The 23198-nt window shown below is 70.3% G+C and carries 13 protein-coding genes and 1 tRNA gene; 7 read left to right on the forward strand and 7 right to left on the reverse strand.

Going from position 1 to position 23198, the window contains the following annotated elements; genetic code table 11:
* Positions 1-278: 278 nt before the first annotated feature.
* Both BLS85_RS00325 and BLS85_RS00330 read right to left on the reverse strand, forming a co-directional pair.
* The gene (locus tag BLS85_RS00325; protein ID WP_143027030.1) at positions 279-2552 is read right to left on the reverse strand and encodes a DUF2125 domain-containing protein; all 2274 of its coding nucleotides are present in this window, start codon (positions 2550-2552) and stop codon (positions 279-281) included.
* A 277-nt stretch (positions 2553-2829) separates the two neighbouring features.
* Positions 2830-4686 (reverse strand): ABCB family ABC transporter ATP-binding protein/permease, encoded by a 1857-nt coding sequence (locus BLS85_RS00330; RefSeq protein WP_092780443.1) that lies wholly within the window; start codon positions 4684-4686, stop codon positions 2830-2832.
* A 201-nt stretch (positions 4687-4887) separates the two neighbouring features.
* On the opposite strand from BLS85_RS00330, the gene BLS85_RS00335 reads away from it, so the two are divergent.
* Positions 4888-5277, forward strand: coding sequence for an AbrB/MazE/SpoVT family DNA-binding domain-containing protein (locus tag BLS85_RS00335; protein WP_092780446.1), 390 nt, complete (start codon positions 4888-4890; stop codon positions 5275-5277).
* A gap of 26 nt (positions 5278-5303) precedes the next feature.
* On the opposite strand, the gene BLS85_RS00340 is transcribed toward BLS85_RS00335, so the two are convergent.
* Together BLS85_RS00340 and BLS85_RS00345 are read right to left on the reverse strand one after the other, a co-directional pair.
* Positions 5304-7226 carry an ArnT family glycosyltransferase gene (locus BLS85_RS00340; RefSeq protein ID WP_092780449.1) on the reverse strand — a complete coding sequence of 641 codons (1923 nt, stop codon included), beginning with the start codon at positions 7224-7226 and terminating at the stop codon, positions 5304-5306.
* A 129-nt stretch (positions 7227-7355) separates the two neighbouring features.
* Positions 7356-7655 (reverse strand): Dabb family protein, encoded by a 300-nt coding sequence (locus BLS85_RS00345; RefSeq protein WP_092780452.1) that lies wholly within the window; start codon positions 7653-7655, stop codon positions 7356-7358.
* Positions 7656-7848: 193 nt separating this feature from the next.
* Between BLS85_RS00345 and BLS85_RS00350 the strand changes: the two genes are divergently transcribed.
* Positions 7849-7923, forward strand: a tRNA-Val gene (locus BLS85_RS00350).
* Between the two features lie 96 nt (positions 7924-8019).
* Here BLS85_RS00350 and BLS85_RS00360 read toward each other — a convergent pair.
* Complete coding sequence (locus BLS85_RS00360; RefSeq protein ID WP_176793222.1) at positions 8020-10125, reverse strand: SEL1-like repeat protein; 2106 nt, start codon at positions 10123-10125, stop codon at positions 8020-8022.
* 115 nt (positions 10126-10240) lie between these two features.
* Here BLS85_RS00360 and BLS85_RS00365 point away from each other — a divergent pair, with 115 nt between their 5' ends.
* Genes BLS85_RS00365 through BLS85_RS00380 form a run of 5 tightly spaced genes read left to right on the forward strand, consistent with a single transcriptional unit; the run spans position 10241 to position 19674 of the window.
* On the forward strand, positions 10241-14638 hold the full coding sequence (locus tag BLS85_RS00365) for an FkbM family methyltransferase (protein ID WP_176793223.1): 4398 nt from the start codon (positions 10241-10243) through the stop codon (positions 14636-14638).
* Positions 14635-15498 carry a radical SAM protein gene (locus BLS85_RS18525; protein ID WP_143027032.1) on the forward strand — a complete coding sequence of 288 codons (864 nt, stop codon included), beginning with the start codon at positions 14635-14637 and terminating at the stop codon, positions 15496-15498. Before BLS85_RS00365 ends, BLS85_RS18525 begins: the two co-directional genes overlap by 4 nt.
* Positions 15495-16511, forward strand: a complete 1017-nt coding sequence (locus BLS85_RS18530) for a glycosyltransferase family 2 protein (protein ID WP_143027033.1) — start codon at positions 15495-15497, stop codon at positions 16509-16511. Before BLS85_RS18525 ends, BLS85_RS18530 begins: the two co-directional genes overlap by 4 nt.
* Positions 16508-19306 carry a glycosyltransferase gene (locus BLS85_RS00375; protein WP_143027034.1) on the forward strand — a complete coding sequence of 933 codons (2799 nt, stop codon included), beginning with the start codon at positions 16508-16510 and terminating at the stop codon, positions 19304-19306. Before BLS85_RS18530 ends, BLS85_RS00375 begins: the two co-directional genes overlap by 4 nt.
* Positions 19303-19674 carry a hypothetical protein gene (locus BLS85_RS00380; RefSeq protein ID WP_143027035.1) on the forward strand — a complete coding sequence of 124 codons (372 nt, stop codon included), beginning with the start codon at positions 19303-19305 and terminating at the stop codon, positions 19672-19674. Before BLS85_RS00375 ends, BLS85_RS00380 begins: the two co-directional genes overlap by 4 nt.
* Here BLS85_RS00380 and BLS85_RS00385 read toward each other — a convergent pair.
* The gene (locus BLS85_RS00385; RefSeq protein ID WP_092780467.1) at positions 19574-20899 is read right to left on the reverse strand and encodes an O-antigen ligase family protein; all 1326 of its coding nucleotides are present in this window, start codon (positions 20897-20899) and stop codon (positions 19574-19576) included. The two genes, BLS85_RS00380 and BLS85_RS00385, sit on opposite strands and share 101 nt — an antisense overlap.
* 191 nt (positions 20900-21090) lie before the next feature.
* Positions 21091-23169, reverse strand: coding sequence for a PAS domain-containing sensor histidine kinase (locus BLS85_RS00390; protein ID WP_092780470.1), 2079 nt, complete (start codon positions 23167-23169; stop codon positions 21091-21093).
* Positions 23170-23198: the final 29 nt, after the last annotated feature.

Consider the following 23198-nt stretch of genomic DNA (forward strand, 5'->3'; position numbering starts at 1 on the left):
TCTGAACGGGCGATGGCACGTCAGCCGTCAGTACGCTGGTTTGATGGATGACGCGTCATGTCCGATTGGCACGATCAGAGTCGTCATGCTCCGGCTTTTCTCCATCCGGCGCGGATGAAAACCGAAACAGAGCGTTACAATAATGTTGTTGCGTGATGTGGGAAAGCAAGGATCTGTCTCTCGGCGCGGGTTTCCGACCATCTTCGTCATGAATACGGGCCGGAACCGGCAGGCGGCGGCCCGAAGGCCAACCGCCCGTCGAATCGCCTCGGCCCGTCCTATTGGCGCTGTTGTTTGCGTTCGGCCTTGTCGTCATCCGGCGTTTGCGGTCCCATCGGCGCGGTCCCGGGCCCCTGACCCGGCCCTGGGGGCGCCTGCATCAGCAGGGCGCCGATGGGCGTGCCGTTGACCAACGCGCCCTCGGTCGGGGACAGCTCAATGTCGTAGACGTGCGTGTTCGGCCCTCCGGCCCGACCCATGCCGCGCAGCCCCAGCAGGACGATCAGCGGTTCCTGAAGGGCGGGGTTGTCGCGGACCTGTTCCTGCAACAGGGTCATGGCCCGGTCCAGGTCGCGCACGACCAGGGACATGCCGCCATCGACGCCCTCCGGGCCCGGCTCGCGCAGGGTGACATCACCCTCGCCCTGGATCCCGAGAGAGGGCGCGTCGACCGCCAGCGATTCCAGGGTCAGGGATGGTTGGTGCACCGAAAGCATGGCCATCAGGGCCTGTTCCATGGCCCGATCCGCCGCCAGCGGGTCGGCCGGCGTCATCATGCCCTGGCGGACCAGACCGGGCACGGGCAACGAGGCGCCCCGCAGGACCAGCGACGCCGTTTGCGGAATCAGGTCCTGGGGCATCGTGCGGGCGGCCATCTGGCCAAGGTCGAGGCCGCCCATCTCGAATGTCAGCCGGGCATCGGCCACCGGGTCGCCGGGCTCGGCGCTTTCCAGTTCAAAGAAAAGGTCCGCCGAACCCAGCCCCCCCATGGGCCGCATTTCGGTGCCCAGGGCAATCCCCTCAAGATTGATCGTGAGCTGTCCGCCGGCGACGGTCATCGAGTCGGCGAGGGCGGCGACGGCCTGCGGATCGGGAGCGCCGGTGGGACTGTCGGCCGATTGGATGAACAGAACGACCAGTTCCCGCAGCGCCCTCAGATCCAGGTCGCGGGTTTGGCTGTCCAGCGTCGCGGAGCCCACGCTCCAAGGCATGCCGAGGCTCGGGTCGGTGACGGTCAGGCCCCGCACCATGATCGAACTCGGGCCGTCGAGCAGGCCGTCGGTCTTCTCTTCCCAGCCGCCGCTGATGGCGCCCTCGTTCAGGGAAAACACGGGCGTGCGTCCCTCTCGAACCGACAGGCTGGACAGTCTGACGTCGGTTTCGGCCTTACCGATCTCCAGATCGCGGATCAATCCGATCATGTCGTCGAGCACGCGGGTTTCCATGTCTTGAGCCATCTGCGGCGTGACTTTTTCCGGGTCCATCGGAATCTCAGAAGCCCATTCCATGGTTTCCGCCATGAAGCCGCGCAGGCGCGGCACATCCAGGCCTTCGCCCTCGAAGGTCATGCGCAGGGCTCCCAGATCGACCGCCATCGGCAGATCGGGGCCGCGCGTGCGCAGGCTGTCGAGCGCGAACGTCGAAGAGCCGTGGGCCGCCTCGTTGATCGGTTCGTCCATCTCGATGTCGTAGGTGATGCTTTCAATGGTGATCGACTCGTTGGGGGACAGGAAGATCTCGATGTCCTGGGCCGTGTTCTTTGAGAGATTATTGCCCAATTCGTTCTGCGCCATGACCCGGCCGACGACGGCGGTTGTTTCCTGGATCGGCGCGAGCCGGTCAGGCGAGGTCATGAGCGTAAGAACGTCCGTCCAGGCGCCGGGCACGCCATCATACGTGTTCTCACTGCGCAGGGTTCCGATGGACACGGTGGGATCATGCTGACCGCGCGCGAAGCCCAGGGCGTTTCCGTCGAGAGTGACGGTTGCTTCCAGGGTGCCGTCGTCGGCCATGCCGGAGCGCGTGCTGGCGGTCCCTTCGGCCAGCGTGATCCGCAGCGGGTCGCGCATGTCGTCCTCGACTTCCATCGACATCCCGCGCACCGTGATCTCGTCCTGCCCCATCGTGGGGAACTCGGGATTGATCTCTCCTTCAAGGTCCAGGGCCTCCATGGTCACCTCCGCGACCCGGGTCCCCTGATGGAAAATGACGATCGGCCCCGCCACCTTGGATTGGAACGTCACCCGACCTGCCGCGCCATTCGCGGCATCGACCAGGATATCGCCGAAGGCAATCGTGATCGGATCACCCGTGCTTGATCCGGCCAGCACCGTCAGGTCGGTGAACTGCACGCGGGCGCCGCCTTCCGGCAATTCCGTGGCCGTGATCGGACCGTCGGTGGCGATGATGTCGCCCTCGGTCAACGAGCCCAGCATCTTGATCATGCCGACGACGCGGGCCCGGACCAGTCGGGCGATGCGGCCGGTGTCCCGATCAGGGTCGAGCGACGGATCCAGCACGGGCAGGGGAGGCAGGTCCGCCGGCAGGGTCACGGACTCGTCTGCGTGCGCCCGGGGCGGGGCTCCCGTGGCGGCAATGCCCAGGCTCAGGCCCACAACCAGGAGAGCCGACGCGACTCCCGGCCGAAGACGTGAAACCGGTCGGGCGGGTTGGACGGATCCGGTGCGGCAACGGAGGAACGGAGCGGTGCGGCGCATGGGCAACCCCCTTTGGAATCGCGGCGTCCGCGAGCGGACGACCGCCGGATGGGGTGCATGGTAACCCGGTCTCTCCGGTAGGCCAATGACCGGTGCCCGGATTCTCGCCGGCTCAGGCGTTGGTCGGGCGTGCCAGTTCGTGATCGGTGTCGGGGTCGCGTGCCGCCTGCTCCAGTCGCGCTTCCAGCGCCTGGGTCTCCTGCTGCTTGTGCCACAGCGCGGCGTAGCGGCCGCCCAGGGCCAGAAGCTCCTGGTGGGTGCCGGACTCGGCGACGCGGCCCTCGTCCAGCACGACGATGCGGTCGGCGTCGATCACCGTCGACAGGCGGTGGGCGATGACCAGGGTGGTGCGTCCGGACGAGACCTGCCGCAGCGCCGCCTGAATGTCTTTTTCCGTATGACTGTCGAGCTGGCTGGTGGCCTCGTCGAACAGCAGGATGGCCGGGTCCTTGAGGATCGTCCGCGCGATGGCCACACGCTGTTTCTCACCGCCCGACAGCTTCAGGCCGCGCTCGCCGACCATGGTGTCATACCCGGCGGGCAACATGCGGACGAAGTCGTGCAGCGATGCCAGCTTGGCCGCCCGCTCGATCTCGTGCTGGTCAGCCGCAGGATTGCCGTAGGCGATGTTATAGCCGATGGAGTCGTTGAACAGCACCGTGTCCTGCGGCACCACGCCGATGGCCCGGCGCAACGACGCCTGGGTGATCTCGCGCACGTCCTGACCGTCGATGGTCACGCATCCGTCGGTGACGTCGTAGAAGCGGTACAACAGGCGGCCGATGGTGCTCTTGCCGGCGCCGGAGGGACCGACGATGGCCACCGTACGCCCGGCCGGCACCTCCAGGTCGATGCCGCGCAGCACGTCGCGGTCCGGCCCATAGGCGAAGCGCACCCGCTCGAAGCGGATGGTGCCGCCGGTCACCGTCAGGTCGGGCGAGTCCGGCTTGTCGGCGATCTCGGGCGGCTGGTCGCGTAGCGAGAACATGATCTCCATGTCCACCAACGCCTGCCGGATCTCGCGGTAGACCATGCCGAGGAAGTTCAGCGGGATCGACAACTGCATCAGGTAGGTGTTCACCAGCACGAAGTCGCCCGGCGTCATGGTGCCGGCGACGATGCCGCGCCCGGCCATGGCCATGATCACCACTAGGCCGGCGGCGATGACGGCGCCCTGGCCGATGTTCAGCACCGACAGCGAGCTGTGCGACTTGACGGCGGCGTTCTCGTAGGCCGTCAGGGCGCGGTCGAAGCGGCGCGCCTCGTGCTCCTCGTTGCCGAAGTACTTGACGGTCTCATAGTTCAGCAGGCTGTCGATGGCCTTGGTGTTGGCCTCGGCGTCGTGCTGGTTCATGGTGCGCCGGAACTCCAGCCGCCACGTGGTCACGGCCAGGGTCCAGGCGATGTACAGCGCGATGGTGACGACGATGGCGGCGGCGAAGGTCCAGTCGAACATCCACCACAGGATGCCGCAGACCATCACCAGTTCGATGACCGCCGGCCCGGCCCGAAACGCGAACAGCCGCAGCACGATCTCGATGCCGCGCGTGCCGCGCTCGATCACGCGCGACAGGCCGCCGGTTTGTCGGTCCATGTGAAAGCGCAGCGACAGCGCGTGCAGGTGGCGGAAGGTGTCCAGGCCGACCACGTGCATGGCGCGCTCGACCACCCGGGCGAACACCAGGTCGCGCAGTTCGTTGAACAGGATGACGCTGACACGGGCGAGGCCGTAGGCGAGGATGGCCAGGATGGGCACCGCCGCGATGGTCGTCGGCACCGACAGGGCGTCGACCGCATCCTTGTAGAAGATCGGCACCGTGACCGTTGCCACCTTGGCCAGCAGCAGCAGCACCATCGAGGCGACCATGCGCGCCTTCAGGCGCGGCTCGCCCTTCGGCCACAGGTGCGGCAGCAACCGGCGCAGCACCCGCCCGTCCCCCCGGATGCCGTCGGGCGTCTCGGGGGGCATCTCGGTCGAGCGTTTTCTCACGGGCGGGGGCTCCGGACTGGACCGGCGGCAGGGGGTGTCGTCGGATGGGATGGTTGGTCTGACCTAAGGCATGGACGGCGCCGGTGCAAGGTGGGTCGGGCGCGCGACCCCGACCGTTCCGCTTGCCGATTGGGTGGGGGGCGCGGTGCGTGTGGACACAATGGACACAAGGACACGGTGATGGAACTCGCCCGGCTGACGGCCTCCGGCCGGATGACCCTTCCCAAGGCGATCCGCAAGGCCGCCGGCCTGCGCGGCGGGGAGACGCTGACGTTCGCCGTCGAGGGCGACCGCGTCATCGTGCGCAAGGCCACGCCGGACGACGAGACCTGGAGGGAGGCACTGTCCGCCACCCTGTCGGAATGGACGTCGCCCGAGGACGCGACCCGGCGTGGGCTTGAACACGGCCTTCAGCAGGGCCTTCAGCAGGGCCTGAAGGAAGGCGGGCAGGCGGTGATGCTGCGTCTGGCTTGGAACCTGTTGGATCTGGGTGTGCTGACGGACGAGCAGATCGCCAGGGCGACCGAACTGACCCTTGAGGAGGTGCGGGCACTCCGAGCGGCACAATAACTCCGCTTCCGGGCAACCGGTTTTTGTCAGGGGGAGCCTGTCCTGACCGGTTCCAGTACGACGGTCTCCACCACGACCCCCGGGCGTTCCGGGATCAGGGTCAAATCCACTTGATGATGTCCCACGCGACGGACGCCCGGCAGTGTCGCCTCCAAAGCCACGGCCGCGCCGTCGTCGGGCAACACCAAGCGCCCGACGGGACGGCCGCGCCACGTCACCGTGAGCGTTTGCTGGCCGCTGACGGATCGGGCTCGCACGTCCAGTCGGCCATAGCCGACCCGTGGCTCGACGTCGATGCGAAGCGTGGCCTGAGGGGCGGCAATGGCCCGGCCCTTGGCGTCGGGGCTGAAGGCGCCCCAACCGTCTCCGAAATAGCTGTCCGGGTCGGCGCCGTCGAAACGGATCTCGTGCCGCGTCGAGAAGCCGCGTCCCAGCCAGGCCTGGATGTCCGTCACGACCACGTCTCCGCCCCGCCGCAGCGTGTAGGTGTCGATCCGCTCCAGGCTGTCGAATGACTGGGCAAAGCGGGCAGTCGGGTCCTTCAAACGCCGTCCGGCCCCCATCAACAGCATGTCCCAACCCTCGGCCCTGGTCAGGTCGAGGGTGAAGGCAAGGTTACGCGGGTCATTGGACAGCACCACCACCGGCAGCGCGCCGCCCACCGCACTGTCCACCTTGCCGCCCTCCACCCAATGCACGGCGGCGGCAAAGGTGTTCGGCCGCTCCAGCAGGCCTTCGGCCCTCAGATCATCGCGCAGGGCGCGCCATTCCAGGGCCTCGAGCGTCGGGTCCTTGTCCAGCGGCACCACGCGGGCAATCCAATTGGTGGCGATGTGGCTGCCGAGCACGACAATGACCAGCGCCGTGACCGCCACCGAGCCTGTCAGCCATGTCTTGGCGAGGCGCGGCCGCCGGTCCAGGCCGTCGGCCGCCAGCCGTCCGAGCAGCGGGAACAACATCAGGTAGCCGGGGGCCTGCCAGTGGAAATGGAACCCCAGCGGGGCCCAAAGCGCGACGACGGTGAAGAAGGCGACCGGGCCGACGGCCAGACAGACCAGGAACCAATCGCGCGGCGTGCCGGGACCGCGTGCCAGAGCCCGCACGAACACCCAGATCATGGGCAACCACACCCAGGGCAGCAGCCACGTCATCTGTCCGATCACGCTACGCAGCAGCCATTCCGGGCGGATGCCGACGCTTTCCACGGATCGGCCGCCCTGGAACGCGAACGAGATCCAGTCGTTCTGGGCGTTCCAAACGAGCACGGGTGAGGCGATCAGCAGTGCCAGCATCAGCGCCGCATACGGGGCCGGATGGAGCAGCCAGCGCCGTTGCTCCGCACGGGTCAGCACGAACAAACCGGCTCCCGCGATCAGGAACACGGCGTGATACTTCGACAGCAGCGTTAGCCCGAGACACAATCCCGCCAGCAGCCACCAGCCCCAGGCCCGCGCGCCCTCAGCGGGTTCGAGCAACAACCGCGCCAGTATCCAGGCCGTCAGCAACCAGAACAGCATGAGCGGCCCGTCTGGCTGAAACCATCCCCCGACACTGATGGTGAACACGGCCGAGATGTTGAGAAGCAACGCCGCGTGGAACCCAGCCTCGGCGCTGAACAGGCGGCGGGTCAGCGTGAACAGGACCCATGTGGTGCCCGCGAACAGGGCGATGAACGGCAACCGGATGATCGCCGGGTCGTCGCTGCCGGTCAGGTGCACCATGGCCCAGCCGATCCACAGGAACAGCGGCGGTTGGTCGAAATAGCTGAGGTGCAGGTCTCGCGCGGTGGCGAGGTAATAGGACTCGCCGTTGCCATAATCCATCAACACGCCCAGCCCGACGCGGATGATCGCGGTGATCGCGATCAGGGCGAGGGTGGCGCGGGCGGGATCGCGCGGGGTCAACCAGGATCGCGCGGCGGCGGGCGGGGCGGTATTGGTCAGGGTCATGAAGGCGGTCTCGCGGGGGGCACAGGGAAGCCTCAGCCTGCTACATCAGGGCGGGTCACGGGGCAACAGCCCGTTTGCGAAACGCGCCGTGCTGGCGGTCGCCTCCGTCATGGTGTGCAAAGGCCGCGTTCAGAGATCCTTGATCTCCGTCATGAAATCGGCGGCCACCCGCTGGTCTCGGAGTGGACGGACGGCGTCGATGGCTTCCCGGTAGATTGGGTGGTTGTGGTAGGCGTCGAGCGCCGCCCGGTCCTTGAACACCGCATGAACGACAAGGTCGATCTCGTTGCCGATCAGGTCGGACTTGAGGTTCTCCGAGACTTCCAGCGCCAGGACATGGGGGATCGTCGCCAGCCGTTGCAGCGCGGCACGGACGACGTCAAGGGAGTCAGAGGCATGAAGCGTGAACATCACGACATGACGGATCATGGAACGAAGGGATCCTCGAACAAAGGGTGTCGAACGGCGGGCATCCTCCATCAACGCGAGGCCGGTGTCGAGCCCGGATCGACACCCCGCGCGCAAGGGGTTGAAATGCCATCGCGAGCGGAGTAGAAGAGCGTCCTTCCGTGCCCAACGGACCGCGATCTGGGTCATGAGCGGGCATGGAAGTCGACTGTGGGGGCGCGTAGCTCAGCGGGAGAGCACTACGTTGACATCGTAGGGGTCGCTGGTTCAATCCCAGCCGCGCCCACCATTTAAAATGGCCGCTAATCCTTTGGGTTAGCGGCCTTTGTTCTGACCACACGCGAATGTGTGTGCGATCAGCGCGGCAGGCCATCGGCGGTGAGTCTCAGGGTCGCGGCGCTGTCGGCGAAACCTGAATCCGCAGGCCGGGGCCATCAGATCCCGATGGCGCGCCGAAAGGCCCGACCTCGCCGCGTTCCAGGCGAGCGCGCATTTCGGTGGCCTCCTCGACGCCTCGGTTCGCGGCCAGGTCCAGCCAGGCCCGGGCCGCGTCCGGATCGGCGGGTGTCCCCCGACCCTCCGCGACGAAGGCGCCCACCTTGTAGGTGGCCCAGGCGTTGCCGGCGCGGGCACCCAGGTGATACAGGGCCAGCGCCTGGGTGTCGTCCCGGGGCAAGCCAAGGCCGCGCTCGTGCAGGCTGCCCATGGCACCGAAGGCCGCATCAACGCCCTGGGCGGCGGCACGTTGATACCATGCCCAGGCCGTGGCCGGATCGCCCGGCTGTCCGGCGACGCCCTGTTCGGCGGCCTTTCCGGCCTCGTACAGCGCCCAGTCGTGCCCGCCTTCAGCCGCCTTGCGGAAATGTGCGAACGCGGCTTGGACGGCGTCGGCGCCCTGTCCGTCGCGGGCCAGCAACCGCCCGAGCGCCGTGTGCCCCTGGGCGACGCCGCGCGCGGCGGCCTCTCGGTACCAGTGCCAGGCTTGCGCCGGGTCCGCCGGAATCGGCGCGGCGCCGTCCTCGAACAGCCGACCGAGTTCCAGGGCCGCCCATCCATGACCGGCGGCCGCTGCCTCCCGGAACAAAGCGTGCGCTGTCTCGGGGTCGGTGGGGCCGCCCTCTCCGCGCAGCACCATGCGGGCGAGGTCGTTGGTGGCCTGGGCGGCCGCTTTCCGCGCGCCGGTGGCGCGCACATGCTGGAACCAATGGCGCGCTATGGCGGGATCGGCCGGCAGGATGCCGTCCTGGCCGTCGCGGGCCAGCCGGGCCAGTTCAAGCGCGGCCGACGTATGGTCCGGAGCCACCTCGCCGAGAATGGCCAGCGCCCGCCGGGCCGAGCCAGCGTCGGCGCGCTTGAGCAACAGGCGTGCGGCCTCGACGGCCGCATGACCATGGCCGCGCGCGGCGGCCTCTAGGAACCAGTCGAGCGCGTCGTCGGCGCGTCCCTGATCCTCAAGCAAGTGCCCCATGTAGCGGGTGGCTTCGCCGTTGCCGGCTTCGGCGGCGACGCGCAGGTGATGGACGGCCAATGTGGGGTCGGGCGGGACGCCGGGCGCGCCGTCGGCCAGCAGTTTGCCCAGGGTGGTGTGCGCGGTGGTGCGTCCGGCCTCGGCCGCGCGTTCGAGCAGGCGGCGGGCGCGGCGCGGATCGTGGGGCAGGGCATCGTCGGTGTCGAGCAGCGCCCGCGCCAGGGTGACGAGGACATGCGCGGGGGCCTTGCTCTCGACTCGGTCCAACAGGGCCAGTGCGCCCTGTCGGTCGACGGGAATGCCGTCACCCAACAGGCGCATGCGTGCCAGCGGCAGCGCCGCGCGGTCCTCGCCCGCGTCCACGGCCTCTTCCAGCAAGTCCGCTGCCCGGGCGGGATTTCGCGGGATGTGCCGGCCTTCCATCAGGACTTCGCCGAGTCGGAATTTCCCCACCGGGTCGTCGTCCGCGACGGCCTCCTCGAGCAGGGCGAGTCCCTCGTCGCGCGCGGACGCGGCGGTGCCGGCCGGGGCGTCAGCCGCGCGGTCCAGCAGCAACCAGCCCAAGTCGGCCCGTGCGCGCCCGATGTCGGCCGCGACCGCCCGGCGCAGGAACGGCTCTGCCGCCGCCGGGTCCTTGTCCATGCCGCCCCAGCCGTACAGCAGGCTCATGCCCACGTAATGCGCGGCCGGGGCGTATCCGTCGGCCGCCGCCTTACGGGCCAGGGCCAGGGCCTCTTCCTGGTCGCGGGGGCCGAGAGCATCGGACCCATAGAGGTGGGCGAGTTGATAGGTGGCCTTGGCGTGGCCGGCGTCTGCCGCACGCGTCCAGGCCGCGAAGGCCCCGGCCGGATTGTCGTAAAGGTTTCGGCGGGCACCGTGCAGGTAGTAATGCCCCGCCAGTCCCCGCGCCAGAAAGCCGTCGGGGGCCATGGTGCAGGCCCCTGTGAGCACACTCACGGGCAGAATGGCCGCCAGCGCCACCGAGATGCGCATCATGGAGAAGTGAAGGATCCGTCCGTGCATGGGGATCGTCCGTGGATCGCGCAACAATGCTTGCATTGTGAGGCTGCACTCAATCAAAATATCATATGTCATAAGGGGTGTGTCGAGAGCGGATCACAGGGCAGGGGGGCATTCGGTGCCGTTCGGACTGGCGCGGACGCTGGAACAGGCTCCGGGGGACGGAGAGGCGGCGCTGATCGCTCGCTTGCCGCCCGATGTGCGGGCACCGATCTTCCTGCCCACCGAGCGGATTGCGCCGACTGATCGCATCAATGGCCTGCGGCGGGTGGTGGACCTGTACGAGGGGCGCTGGGCCGCTCAACACCGCCCGCGTCTCGCCGCCTTGCGCGACCGTCACCAGGGCCAGCGAGTGTTTGTGCTTGGTAACGGGCCGAGCCTGCGGCGGGTGGACCTCGATGCCCTCGCCGGGCAGGTCACCATCGGCGTTAACGGCCTGTTTCTGGCCTTCCCGGAGACCCGGTTCCGCCCGACCTACTACGTGGTCGAGGACCATCTGGTGGCGGAGGATCGGGCCGCCGAACTGAACGCCTTGCCGGCCGGGATCACGCGGCTGTTTCCGATCAATCTGGCCTATACGCTGGAGGAGGGATCGGACGTCATCTGGGTCGACCACCGGCCCCGCCCCGGCTATCCGGATCGGTTCGACGTGTCGCTGGACGCGCTGGCCCGCACCTACGCGGGCTGCACGGTGGTCTTCACCTGCCTTCAGTTGGCGGTGTTCCTGGGCGCGCGCGAGATCGTGCTGTTGGGCGTCGACCTGGACTACGCCATTCCCGCCGACGTCGAACGCACGGACGGGGGCGGGCCGGGTGTGTTGGACATGGCCAGCGACGATCCCAATCACTTCCACCCCGATTACTTCGGCAAGGGCAAACGCTGGCACGATCCCCAGGTGGAGAACATGGGGCGGGCGTTCGTGGCGGCGCGGGACGCTCTGGCGGGCATGGGTGCGCGGCTGGTGAATGCCACGCCGGGTGGCCGTTTGGATTTGGTGCCGCGGGTACCTCTGGAGCGCGTTCTCGCGGACGAGACGCCGCCGGAGCCGCGCCTTCTGGTGCTCGATCTCACGCCCGTGGGCGGGCTGTCGGCCACGGGTCAGGTCAAGGCGGCGCTGATGGCGCCGTGGCGCGGCGGGCGCCTGCTGGCGGTCACGCCGGACGCCGCGCCGGACCGCTTCACGGTGCATCATCCCGATGGCCGGACCGAGTCCGATCTGGACGCGGGAATGGCGGCGACCCGGGCGCGGGCCTTCGCGCCGGAGGCCGTGTACTACCGCCCGCAACCGACGCGGGGCCATCTGCACCCTCTGGCGCTTGATCTGATCGAGGGGCTGAACGTGCCCCTGATCCTGCACCTGATGGACGATTGGCTGGCGCTGCTGGCCCGCACCAATCCGCTGGTGCACGGGGTCTGGCACCGGGATCTGGAGTGGCTGGCGCGGCGGGCGGCGGTGCGGCTGGCCATCGGCGGGTCGATGGCGACCGCGTTCCGGGATCGCTACGGCGGCGGCGACTGGGAGGCGTTGGCTAACGGTATTGATCCGGACGATTGGCCGGCGCGGGCGACACCGCCGGGCGATGGGTGTCCGACGCAGCCGTTCGATCTGGTGTACGCCGGCGCGCTGGCCGAGGATATGAACCGGGCCGCCGTGCGCGACGTGGCCGAGGCGGTGGACGCCGTCAACCGGGCCGCCGGGCGGGTGATGGTCCGCTTCGAGATCCGCGTGCTGCCGCCGTGGCGGGCGGCGGCGCGGGAACTGGCGTCCGGCCTCATGGGCGTGTCGGCGGCCGTGGCGGAACAGGAGGACCCGGCCCCCTATCGCGCCCGCCTGCTGTCGGCGGACGGGGTGCTGATCGCCTATGCGTTCGACGCGGACAGCCGCGCCTACACGCGCCATTCCCTCGCCAATAAGCTGCCCGAGGCGCTGGCGGCGGGCGCGGCCGTGCTGGCGTATGGGCCGGCCGATCAGGCGACCCTGGCCTGTCTGGCGGAGACGGACGCGGCCCTGATGGTGACGCGGCGCGATCCGTCGGCGCTGCGGGGCGCGTTGGAGCGTCTCGCGTCCGATCCGGCGTTGGTCGCGCGTCTGGGCAACGCGGGACGGCGATCCGCTCTCCGGGACTTCACCTTGGCCCCCCGCCGGGAGCGGCTGCGCGGGCTTGTTGGGCAGGTGACGGAGGGCCGGCGGATGTTGTCGGCCGATCATCCGCGTCTGGATGGCGCCCGCTTGGACGAGGCCGCGCTTCTGCTGGGTCTGGCTCGCTTTCAGACCACGGCGCCAGGCCGTCTGGTGGACGTGGGCGCGCACCGGGGCGGGTTCCTGGCGCCGTTCGCCGAGGCCGGCTGGTCCGTTCTGGCCATCGAGCCGGAGCCGGACAACCGCGCCGCCTTGCTGTCCCGCGTCAAGGACGATCCCGCCGTCACCGTCGAGGCGGTTGCCGTCTCCGACGCGGCCGCCGACGCCGCGCCGCTGTACACCGCGCCCGAAAGCACCGGCGTGGCTACCCTGTCACCCTTCCTGGACAGCCACGGCGAAACCGCCCGGGTGCCGGTGGACACGCTGACCGCCGTGCTCGATCGTCACGGCATGGACCGCGTGGACGTGCTCAAGGTGGACGCCGAGGGCTGGGACCTGCGCGTCCTGTTGGGGCTGGATTGGGAGCGCTGGCGGCCCCGCCTCGTGATGGTCGAGTTCGAGAACCGCAAGACGCTGCGGCTGGGATACTCTATGGGCGATCTGGTGGCGCTGCTGGAGGGGCGCGGCTATCGGGTGTTCGTGAGCGAGTGGCATCCTGTCGTGCGCTACGGTGCGCGGCACGACTGGAGGCGCCTGTTCGCGTGGCCGCCCCGGGATCACGAGCCGCTCCCCGACGCCGATGCCTGGGGCAATCTGATCGCCGTGCATCTGGACGCCGGCCTGCCGGACGACGACGCGCTGGCCGGCATGGTCCGGGCGGCCCTGACGGTGGAGCCGCACCCGAAGCCCATGCAGGATACCGAGCCGGTTTCGCAGCCCGCGTCCGAACCCGCCCCCAACATCCCGCCGCCCGATCCCTGGTGGCGGCGCGGTCGGCGTCTGGCCGGGGAAATGGCCGCGTTTCTGGGCGGGTGGCGGGCGCCGCCGGCTGTGGTCCTGGTCGGAGTCGCGGCCTCGGCGCCGTTGGTGCCGGCGCCGTGGTCGTCTGGGTTGGCGGCCGTGGCCATGGCTGGGGTGCTCGGGTTCGTCGCGTATGGCCACGTGCGGGCGCGGCGCCTGGACAGGCTGGACCGGCACGCCCTCAAGCGTGACCTGGAGGCCAAGTTCAAGCGCCACATCGGGTGGGTGCGCGACGATCTGGACGGGTTGGACGGGCGGCTTGATGCGCGCCAGTCGGGATTCGAGGACCGGATGGTGGCCGCACTCGACGCCGAGCGGCACGCCCGCGCGGCCGCCGACGCCCATCGCGAGGCGGCTCTGGTTGAAATGGTGGCGGCGACCAATGATCGTCTCGGGACGGTTGAGCGGAACCATAACGAGACTCTGGATCGGCTGGCCGCGCGCTATGACCGGGCGGCGCGGGGGATGGCGGAGGCCGTCGCCGGGCTGCGCGCCGATCTGTCCCGCGAGAACGCCGCCCGCGATGCGGCTTGGCGGGGTGCCGTCGCGGAGGTCGAGCGGGCCGCCGCGCGCGGCGACCGCGAGACTCTGACCGCCCTGTCCGAGACGCGGCAGCGCATGACCGCCGCCCTGGCATCGGTGCGGGGTGAACTCGACGCGGCGGTTCCGGCGCGGTTCCAGCCGTTTTCGCGCGCCCTTTCGGACGCCGATACGGCCCGTCTGCGGTCGGTCTGGCTGCCGGCGCTGGGACAGGCGGACATGACGCCCCAGGCTCTGGCCTATCTGGCCGATCAGGTGGTGCGGCTGGAACGCGTCGGCGGCGGCCGGCTGGCCTGTGCCCTGCCGGCGGCTCTGCTGCGCGCGTTGGCCGCCCGCGCCAGCCCCGGGCCGGATCTTCGGGCCATCGAGGTCGGTGTGCTGTTCGGGCTCGGTCTGGCGACGCTGGCGGTGGGTGGGGGCGGGCAGGGGCGGCGCCCGCGTCTGCTGGGCATCGATCCGCTGGACGGGGGCGGCTATGGGGCCGGCGTCGATGGGGTGACCGGGGTGCCGGTGACGGCCGCCGCCATGCGGGCGACGCTGGCGCGGGTCGGTCTGCCGCGCCGCGCCGTCACCCTGATCCGCCGGTGCAGTCAGGATCCGTTGGCCGTGGCCCGCGCGAAGGCCTGGGCCGGGCGGGACGGCATCGGGCTGCTGGTGCTGGACGGGCGCCACGACCGCGCCGGTCTGGCCGCCGACTGGACCCAGTTCGCGCCGCTGCTGCGCCCCGGTGGGCTGGCGCTGATCGACGACTGTGGCGCTGCCCCGTGGCCGGACGTCGCCCCGTTCGTGCGCGATGTGGCGGCGCGGACGCCCGGGGTCCGCCTGCTGGGCACGGACTGGGACACGGCGGTGCTGCGCTGGGACGGCCCACCATGAGCCGCCCGGTCGAGGCCATCGGCCCAGGCGGGCGGCGTTTGGCGGTGATTCTGCCGTCGATGCTGTGCAATTACGATTGCCCGTATTGCCGCATCAAGGCCAAGGCGCGCCGGCCGGACGAGCGACCCCTGACGGACTGGCGCGATGCCCTCATCGGGATCGGCGCGCCGCTGGTGCATGTGGCGGGCGGCGAGCCCACGGTGTTCAAGGGCTTTGCCGATTTCGTGCTGGGCTATCCGGCGCCCTTGCGCATGACCACCAACCTGTGGCGCGACCCCGACCAGTGGCCGCCCGGGTTTTGGGAGCGGTTCGAGTACGTCACCCTGTCGTTTCATCCCGATTTTACGGACTTCGACGACTTCGCCCGGCGGGCCGGGGTGTTGCGGGCGCTGTTCGACCGGCGCGAGGCGCTGCGGCCCCGCCTGACGTGTACCATCGTCGCCGATCCACGCTGGATCGACTCTCTGCCCGGTTGGATCGCGCGGCTGCGGGCGCTGGGGCTGGAGGCGCGCGGGCAGTATCTGAACCGTCCGGCCGGGGATGCGTCGCCGGTCTATTCCGACGCGGATCTGGGGCTGCTGCGGGCGCTGCGCGTTCCCATGAGCAGCGCGGCGGCGGGTCAGGAGGTCCATGGGGCGGACGGGCCGAGGCTGTGCGACGCCGGCACGGCCTATTGCCACATCGACCCCAACGGCGCGGCAAGGCGCTGTTCGCGCGACCGCCTGTCGCTGGGCAATCTGTTCGACGGCACGTTCGACTGGCTGGACGGCGAGCGGCGCTGCGAGACCGCCTGCACCGAGGCCTGCGACCGAACCTTTGCCCGGTTTCGGCCGTTGCCGGACGGGGAGGCCGTCGCATGACCGCCACGCCGTGGGTGCGGGTCGTGATCGTGACCCTGAACGAGGGGCCATTGTTGGGGCGGTGTCTCGCCGCGCTGCTGGCCCAGACCGATGCGGCGTTCGAGGCCGTGGTGGTGGCCAACGGCAGCGATCCGGCGGTGCTGGACCCGGTGCTGCCGGACGATGCGCGTGTTCATGTGGTCCGGTTGCCGGAGAACGTGGGCTATTCCCTGGCCAACAATATCGGCGCCGACCACGACACCGGCGGGCCGGTGCCGCCGTTCGTCGCCACGCTCAACCCGGATGCCTTTCCGGCGCCGGACTGGCTGGCGGAACTCCGCGCGGCGGTCGGGCGCCATCCGCGCGCGGCGGCGTTCGGCAGCCTGCAACGCGACGACGCCGACCCGGACCGCTGCGACGGTCTGGGCGACGAGATGGCGCCGGTCTGTCTGGTCTGGCGCGGCGGCATCCGGGACCCGGTGCCGCCGCCGGGCCGGTTGGTGGAGGGCGAATGCTTTTCGGCCTGCGCCGCCGCCGCCTTGTATCGGCGGGAGGCCTGGGACGTCGTCGGCGGGTTCGACGGCCGGTTCTTCTGCTATCTCGACGACACCGATCTGTCCTACCGGTTGCGGCTGCGGGGTGGGGCGGTGGTGTTCGTGCCGACGGCCCAGGTGCGGCATGTGGGGTCGGCCACCAACGGCGTGGACAGCGACTTCATTCGCTATCACACCGCCCGCAACCGGCTCTGGCTGTCCGTGAAGAACACGCCGGGGGCGCTGTTCTGGCTGGTGTTGCCGGCGTTCGTCTGTGTGGTGTTGCTGTTGCTGGCACGGTCGGCCATGCGGGGCCGGTTGGTCATCGAGGGGAAGGGCCTTAGGGACGGTCTGCGTGGACTGCCGGAGGCCTGGCGCCAACGGCGGGTGATTCAGGCGGCGCGGACGGTGCCGTGGTGGAGCGTGGCCCGCGCCATGACGTGGGATCCGCGCGTCTTTCTGCGCCGGGGGGCGCGGCGCGGCCGGGTGCGGGCGCCGTGAGCGGGACGGCGGTGGTCGGTGTGGATGTCCTCCACCGGCCGGGAGACCCGCGCGACTGGGGTTTGCGGCTGCCCGCCTGCGACAGGCTGGAGGCACCGGGCGGGGCGCGCGCCCTGACAGCGTCGGTGTTGTTGGCGGCGTGGCGCCAGCGGGTGACCGTGGTGGCGGTGCGCGATGCGGGCGGGACGTGGCGCGAGACCTCGCCGGCCCGGCTGCTGCTGGAACGGCTGGCGTGCCGGGTCCAGGCGGAGGGGCCCGGCGCGGCGGCGCGGGCGTGGCGGCGGGTTCTGCGAGTGCCGCTGCCGGTCCTGGGCCGGGCCGAGGGGCCGCTGGTGATGATCGCGCCGTCCCTGGTCGGTAACGGCGCCGAACGGCAGATGGTGGCGCTGGTGGCGGGCCTCGTGGCGCGCGGCTGGCCGGTGCGGGTGCTGGTCAAGCATCTGCATGACCGGCCGGGCGCCGCGGACCTGCTGCCCGACCTGGAACGCTTGGGCGTGCCGGTGGACGTCTGGACGGCGCCGCCGCCCCGGGACACGCCCGTGCTGGCGCGCCTGGACCGCGCGGCCGGCGGCTTGCCGGTTGCGCTGGCGGGCGATCTGCTGGGGGTCGCCGGCTGGCTGGCGGTGCTGAAGCCGCGCGCGGTTCATGCATGGCTCGATACGACGGCGGTTGTGGGGGGCGCGGCGGCGGCGGTGCTGGGCGTGCCGCGCGTGGTGGTGGGGCTGCGCAATCTGGCGCCGGACCGGCTGGGGCATCCGCTGGCGCGCGGGCTGCGCCCAGGGCTGGCGGTGCTGTCCCGGCATCCCGCCGTGACCGTGACCGCCAATGCCGAGGCCGTGTCCGTCGATCATGCGCGCTGGGCCGGGATCGCGCCGCCCGTCGTCGTGCCGAACGGTGTCGTCGTGCCGCCGGGACTGCGATCTCAACGCGACCGTCCGCCCCTGGTGTTGGGCGTGTTCCGGCTGGTGGCGCACAAACGACCGGTTCTATGGCTGGAGGTGGCCGCGCGGGTGCGGGTGGCGCGGCCCGACGCGCGCGTTCGCCTGGTCGGCGACGGGCCGCTGATGGAGGCCGCGCGCGCACGCACGTCTGGGGTCGAGATGCCGGGGCGGGTCGCCGATGTCGCGCCGCATTTTGCCGAGGCGTCCGTCCTGCTGCATGTGTCGGCGGCGGAGGGACTGCCGAACACGGTGCTGGAGGCCCAGGCCGCCGGGGTGCCGGTGGTGGCCGCGCCGGCCGGCGGGCTGGCCGAGGCGCTGGCCGGTCCCGCCGTCGATCCGCCGACCGTGGAGGCTCTGGCGGCGCGGGTGCTGGACCTGCTTGAGAACCCGGAGGAGCGGTGCCGTCTGGCGGAGCGGGGGCGGGCGCGCGCGGCGCGGTTCTCCATGGCGGCCATGGTGGCGCGGCACGAACGCCTGTACGAGGCGCCGCCGGCTTCGGTGCCATGCCGGCATGCCTTGCGCGCTCGGCTGTGTCCGGCGGGGATGACACGCAGTGCCTGGACACTGGCGCGCCTTGCCGTGCTGGGCGAGGGTCGGGAGATCGCGCGGCGCATTGGCGCGCTCCTGGGTGAAACGGGTGTCTCCCGCGCAGTGTCATTGCGAGGAGTGCAGCGACGAAGCAATCCAGGAGCGGCGGACTGTGGCAATCGCCCTGGATTGCTTCGCCTTCGGCTCGCAATGAAGGAACGTCGGCGGCGAGGAGACTCGTCTCTCCGCCTCGCCTGTGTCGGCGAGATGTTGGAAAGGGACGGGGCGCCGCTGAGCCTGCTGGAGCTGGCGCGGGGTCTTGTCGCCCGGGGGGATGCTCCGCCGGCGTTGGCGATGGCTTTTCATGACGGCCCACTTCGTGCGGACTGGGAACATGCGGGCTGGTCGCTCCGGGTGATCGACGCCGGCCGGCCGCTGGTGGGGCGCCATGTGGACGGGCACGCCGCCCGTCTGGCCGGGGCGCTGCGGGACGCCGGGAGCACCGTCGTTCTGGTCAACGGCCTGCGCGCCTTCGCCGGGGTGGAGGCGGCGGCGCGGGCCGGCTTGCCCTGCGTCTGGGTGATCCGCGAGCCGGAACCGGAGGCGCTGGCCGATCTGTCCGCCGCCCTGCAAGACCGGGCACTGTCGGCGTTCGGGCGGGCGGATCGGGTGGTGTTCGTTTCGGCCGCGACGGCGCGGGCCTGGACGGCATGGGCGCCACCGGATCGGTCGTCGGTGATCCCGAATGCCGTGACGCCCGTCGTGGGGGCGCCGCGCTGCCCGGACGGCGATACGACGACGCTGCTCGCCGCCGGGGCGGTGTGTCCGCGCAAGGGTCCGCTGGACCTGATCGCGGCGCTGCCGCTGCTGCCGGACGACATGCAGGCGCGGTTTCGAGTGCGCTGGGCCGGGCGGGACGTGAACGGGTATGCGGGTGTCGTGCGGCGGGCCGTCGCGCGACTGCCGGATTCGCTGCGGGATCGGGTCGAGCTGTTGGGCGAGCAGGCCGACATGGCGCCGGTGTGGGCGGCGGCCGACATGGCCGTGTGCCCCAGCCGTGCCGAGGCCGCGCCACGGGCGGTGCTGGAGGCGCGGCGGGCCGGCCTGCCGCTGGTGACGACGGCGGTCGGCGGCATTCCGGAGCAGGTGGCCCACTGGCCTCACACATGGCTGGTGGCGCCGGGCGATCCGCCGGCTCTGGCGCGGGCGCTGGCGGCGGCGTGGCGGGCAGACCGACCCCGGGTGCCGGGCGACATCGCCGAACGGCACGAAACCATGCTGGACGCTTATGCGGCCGTGCTTCGATCCGTGGTGGGGGCTTCATGAGGCGTGCGGGCGTCGCATTGGTGTTCCTGGTTCTGGCCGTTCTGGCCGGTGTCCGGCTGGGACTGGCGGTGGCGGTGCTGCCCCCCGCCGACCGGGCCGAGGCGGCGTTGGTGGCGGTGTTCGAGGACGGCCGGCCGGATCTGGTCCACGAGGCCGCCGATGCGTGGCGGCGGGCGCTGGCCCGTTCCCCCGCCGATCCGTTCGCCTGGAGCGGGCTGGCCTGGGCAGAGGCGGCGCGCGGCGCGCCCGTGCCTTATGTCGACCGGCTCATGGCGCGGGCGGCGGTGCTGGGTCCACATGTGCCGGAGATCGCGCGGGCGCGGCGGCACTGGCGGATCCTGCGGCGCCCAGCAACACCAGCACCGTGACTGCCAGCGCCGGGGTCTGCATGGAAAAGTCCAGCAGGCCGTGCAGCCCGGCCATGATCCCGGCCGCCGCCGCCAGCCGGGCCAGGGGATCGCCGTCGCGGCGGGCGCGCCGGGCAGCCTCCACGACCAGCAGGACGAAGGCGGCCGTCAGCGCCAGCGCCGCCGGGAGGCCCAGTTCCGCCGCCAGCTCCAGCGGTACCGAATGGGCCTGGAACACCAGCACGTCCGACAGCGTTTCGTCCCGGACCTGATGATAAAGCACGGGAAAGCTTCCCAGGCCGTGCCCGGTCCAGGGGGCGGCCCGGATGGCGTCCAGGGTCACCCGATAGAGGTCCCAGCGGACATCGCCGAGAACGAAGGCAGGGTCGAAGCGAGCGAAGAACCGCGCCTGACCCGCCAGCACCAGGGCCACCGGCGCCGCCGTCAGCACCGCCACGCCGATCCCCATCGTCCGCCACGGGGGCGGGCTCGGCCTCAGCAGGGCGAGACCGGCGAGGCCGGCGGCAACGCACGCCAGTCCCCAGCGGGATTCGGTCAGCACCGCCGCCAGCAGGCCCAGGCCGGCGGCGAGGCGCCACACCCAGCGGCGAGTAGAACGGGAGGCGCAGCGCGCCGCCATCAGGGCCGCCGCCACGCCGATTCCGGCATAGATGCAGTACGTATTCCGATTGACGAACGTGGCCGTGGTGACGTCCTGGTAGATCCACTTCTTCCACCACCAGATCGTATAGCTTCCGGAAAACTGGACGATCAGGGCATAGACGGCCAGAACCGCGCCCACGCCGGCCAGGGTGAGGATGACGGCGCGCCGCTCGGACGCGTTGTCGAGTGCCGCGGCACCCAGCCACGCGGCGGCGGCGTATCCGGCCAGCCGAAGTCCGCCGTCCGCCGTGGCCCAGGGCGTGATCGACAGCGATCTCCAGGGGATCTGTCCCGTCAGGGAGTGTAGCGCGTCCCAGTGCGGCTGTGCCGGGCCCAACCCCGGTGCCGCCTGGACCAGCGTCCAGCCGAACGCCCCCGCGAACAGGGCCAGGGCCAGGCGTCGCTCCGGCGACCACACCGGGCGGCTTCCGCGCAGACTCACCGTCGCCGCCAGACCGAACACCATCACCATCAGAAGGGCCGTCGACCACGGCCGGTTGCTCCCCAGCGGCAGCGGCGCCCACGCCAGCACCGCGATCAGCGCTGTGACCTCGGGACTCGGAAACCGGGGCCGGGCGGGCATGGGCGATTGTGTCTGCCTTGGAACGACGGGCGTGAGCGGGGGCACGATCAGTCCTGATTCTAGCTGAGGCACAACGGTCGTGGACTCGACGGCTGGCACTCCTGCCGCATTCATAGGGGAGGGTGCTCAAAGGGTCGCGCCGCAAGACCCGTGGGTTCCCACTTGCCGATCGCACGGCCCGGGTGGATCCGTCATGAGGCTTGCAGGTCGCCTGACGCGTCCCCGAACGTCGAACGCAGGGCTCTGATTGGCCCGGCGTCCTCAGTGTCACGGAGGACCCGCCACGCCGGCAGGTCCAGGGTGACCGTCGTCCCCCGATCCGGAGCGCTGGAGATGCTCAGGTGGCCGCCATGCGCTTCTATCAGGGCGCGCGCCAACGGCAGCCCCAGGCCGGTACCTCCCTCGGAGCGTGCGAACACGTTCTGCACCTGCCCGAAATTGGTCAGGGCCACTTGGATGTCGGTGCCGGTCATGCCGATGCCGGTATCGCAGACCGTGATGATCAATCCACCAGACACGGAGACGCAGCCGCCGATCTCGACCGTTCCGTCTGGGGGAGTGAACTTGATGGCGTTGGACAGCAGGTTCTGGAGGACCTGCCGGATGCGGTAGGCGTCGCAGCGCAGAAGCGGCAGGCCGGCGGGCACGGCGTTGCGTAGCACGAGGCCCTTGTCGGCCGCCTGCTTGACGTGGTCCTGCAAGCAGGCGGACACCAGTGAGGCGGGACAGTAATCGGACTCTGCCAGGAGCAGGTCCCCGGCCTCGACGACGGAAATGTCGAGAATGTCCGAGATCAGGTCCAGCAGGTGTTGGCCCGCCGACAGGATGTTGTTGACATAATCCGCGTAGGGTGTGGCGCCGAGAGGTCCGTGCAGTTCCTTAACCATCACCTCCGCGAATCCGTTGATGGCGTTCAGGGGGGTGCGCAGTTCGTGGCTCATGTTGGCCAGGAAGGCGCTTTTGGCTCGGTTGGCGCGATCCGCAAGTCTCTTGGCCTCGGTCAGATCGGCCTCGCGTCGTTTCATGTCGGTGATGTCGGACCTGAGGATCAAGGTGGAGCCATCGGCGCCCCGACTCTGCCGCACCAGGAACCACCGGCCGTTGGTGGACCGCGTCTCGAACGGCTCGACGTTCGACTTCCGGAAGCGAGCCAAGCGCCAGTGCAGCCAGTCTTCCTGGTCGACGTCGCCCTCCGGCGTGGTCAATTTGCGTTCCGCGATCCTGCGTGAGATGTCCTCGAACGTGGCACCCGGAATCAGGACCTTGGCAAGGTCCGGCTCTGACGTCAGGACGTGCGAGTTGACCAGAACCAGGCGATCGTCGGGGTCGAACAGCAGAACGTCCTCGCTGACGGACTCGATGGCGTTGAACAACTGGTTCTCGGCGGCGCGCGCCCGGGCGATGGCCTGTTGGTGTTCCGTCAGGTTCTGGATCTGATAGATGAAGTACCAGGGCTCGCCGACGGTGGTCCGCACCAGGGTGGCCGTGGCCCGCACCCACAGCGTGCGGCCGTCGGCGTGGCGCAGGCGCTTATCGTAGGTCTGGCTGGTCTTAGCGGGGTCCGCCAGGAGGGTGGCGCGGACGCGCTGTCCCTCGGCGTGGTCTCCCTCCGAGGTCAGGTCGCCGATTTTCATGCCGATGAGGTCTTCGTCGGACAGGCCGACGATCTCGCTGAACGCGGGATTGGTGGTCCGGACGCGGCCGTCCAGCGCCGTGATGGCCATGCCGAGAGAGGCCCGCTCGAATGTCAGGCGGAATCGGGTCTCGCTGGCGCGCAGGGCTTCCGCGTGGCCGGCGACCTCGGAGCGGTCCAGGACATAGATGGGGACCGAGCGGGCCTCGTCGGGCGAAGCGGGCAAAACCAGGGTGACCCCAAGCGAGAGGGTCCGTCCGGTGTCGTCGGTGCCCACGCCCTCGCCCTGGAAGCGGGTTTCACCGTTCCATAGGGCCAGCAGACTGTCGCGGACGAAATCCCGGTTCTCGGGATGGTTCAGGAATCGCCGCAGGGCCGGGGTTGGGTCGTTTCCCGTCTCCGCACCCAGAAGCGCGCAGGCCCGGCTGTTCGCCCACACGCCACGCAGGCCCGCCAGAAGGTCCGCTTCGACTGACGGCCTTGCATCCAGGTGAACGCGGAGGTCCGAGACACCCTCGGCCCGCAACCGGTCCAGGCCGTCCCAGACGGCGGACAGATCCTGGATCAGGATGGCGATCGGCGCCGCCTCCACGACCAAGTTCAGCGCGCACGCGTCAGGGGGGGCGTTGGGCGTCATCGGACGGGCGGCTTTGCTCCCAAGCGGAG

The organism is Rhodospira trueperi (assembly GCF_900101965.1).
GTDB classification, from domain to species: Bacteria; Pseudomonadota; Alphaproteobacteria; order Rhodospirillales; family Rhodospirillaceae; genus Rhodospira; species Rhodospira trueperi.

Excerpts from the sequence above, each read along its gene's own strand:
- BLS85_RS00345 (WP_092780452.1), bottom strand. The coding sequence starts at position 7,655 with ATGATCCGTCATGTCGTGATGTTCACGCTTCATGCCTCTGACTCCCTT.
- BLS85_RS00390 (WP_092780470.1), bottom strand. The coding sequence starts at position 23,169 with ATGACGCCCAACGCCCCCCCTGACGCGTGCGCGCTGAACTTGGTCGTG.
- BLS85_RS00385 (WP_092780467.1), bottom strand. The coding sequence starts at position 20,899 with ATGCCCGCCCGGCCCCGGTTTCCGAGTCCCGAGGTCACAGCGCTGATC.
- BLS85_RS00335 (WP_092780446.1), top strand. The coding sequence starts at position 4,888 with ATGGAACTCGCCCGGCTGACGGCCTCCGGCCGGATGACCCTTCCCAAG.
- BLS85_RS18530 (WP_143027033.1), top strand. The coding sequence starts at position 15,495 with ATGACCGCCACGCCGTGGGTGCGGGTCGTGATCGTGACCCTGAACGAG.
- BLS85_RS18525 (WP_143027032.1), top strand. The coding sequence starts at position 14,635 with ATGAGCCGCCCGGTCGAGGCCATCGGCCCAGGCGGGCGGCGTTTGGCG.
- BLS85_RS00380 (WP_143027035.1), top strand. The coding sequence starts at position 19,303 with ATGAGGCGTGCGGGCGTCGCATTGGTGTTCCTGGTTCTGGCCGTTCTG.
- BLS85_RS00330 (WP_092780443.1), bottom strand. The coding sequence starts at position 4,686 with ATGCCCCCCGAGACGCCCGACGGCATCCGGGGGGACGGGCGGGTGCTG.
- BLS85_RS00340 (WP_092780449.1), bottom strand. The coding sequence starts at position 7,226 with ATGACCCTGACCAATACCGCCCCGCCCGCCGCCGCGCGATCCTGGTTG.
- BLS85_RS00360 (WP_176793222.1), bottom strand. The coding sequence starts at position 10,125 with ATGCACGGACGGATCCTTCACTTCTCCATGATGCGCATCTCGGTGGCG.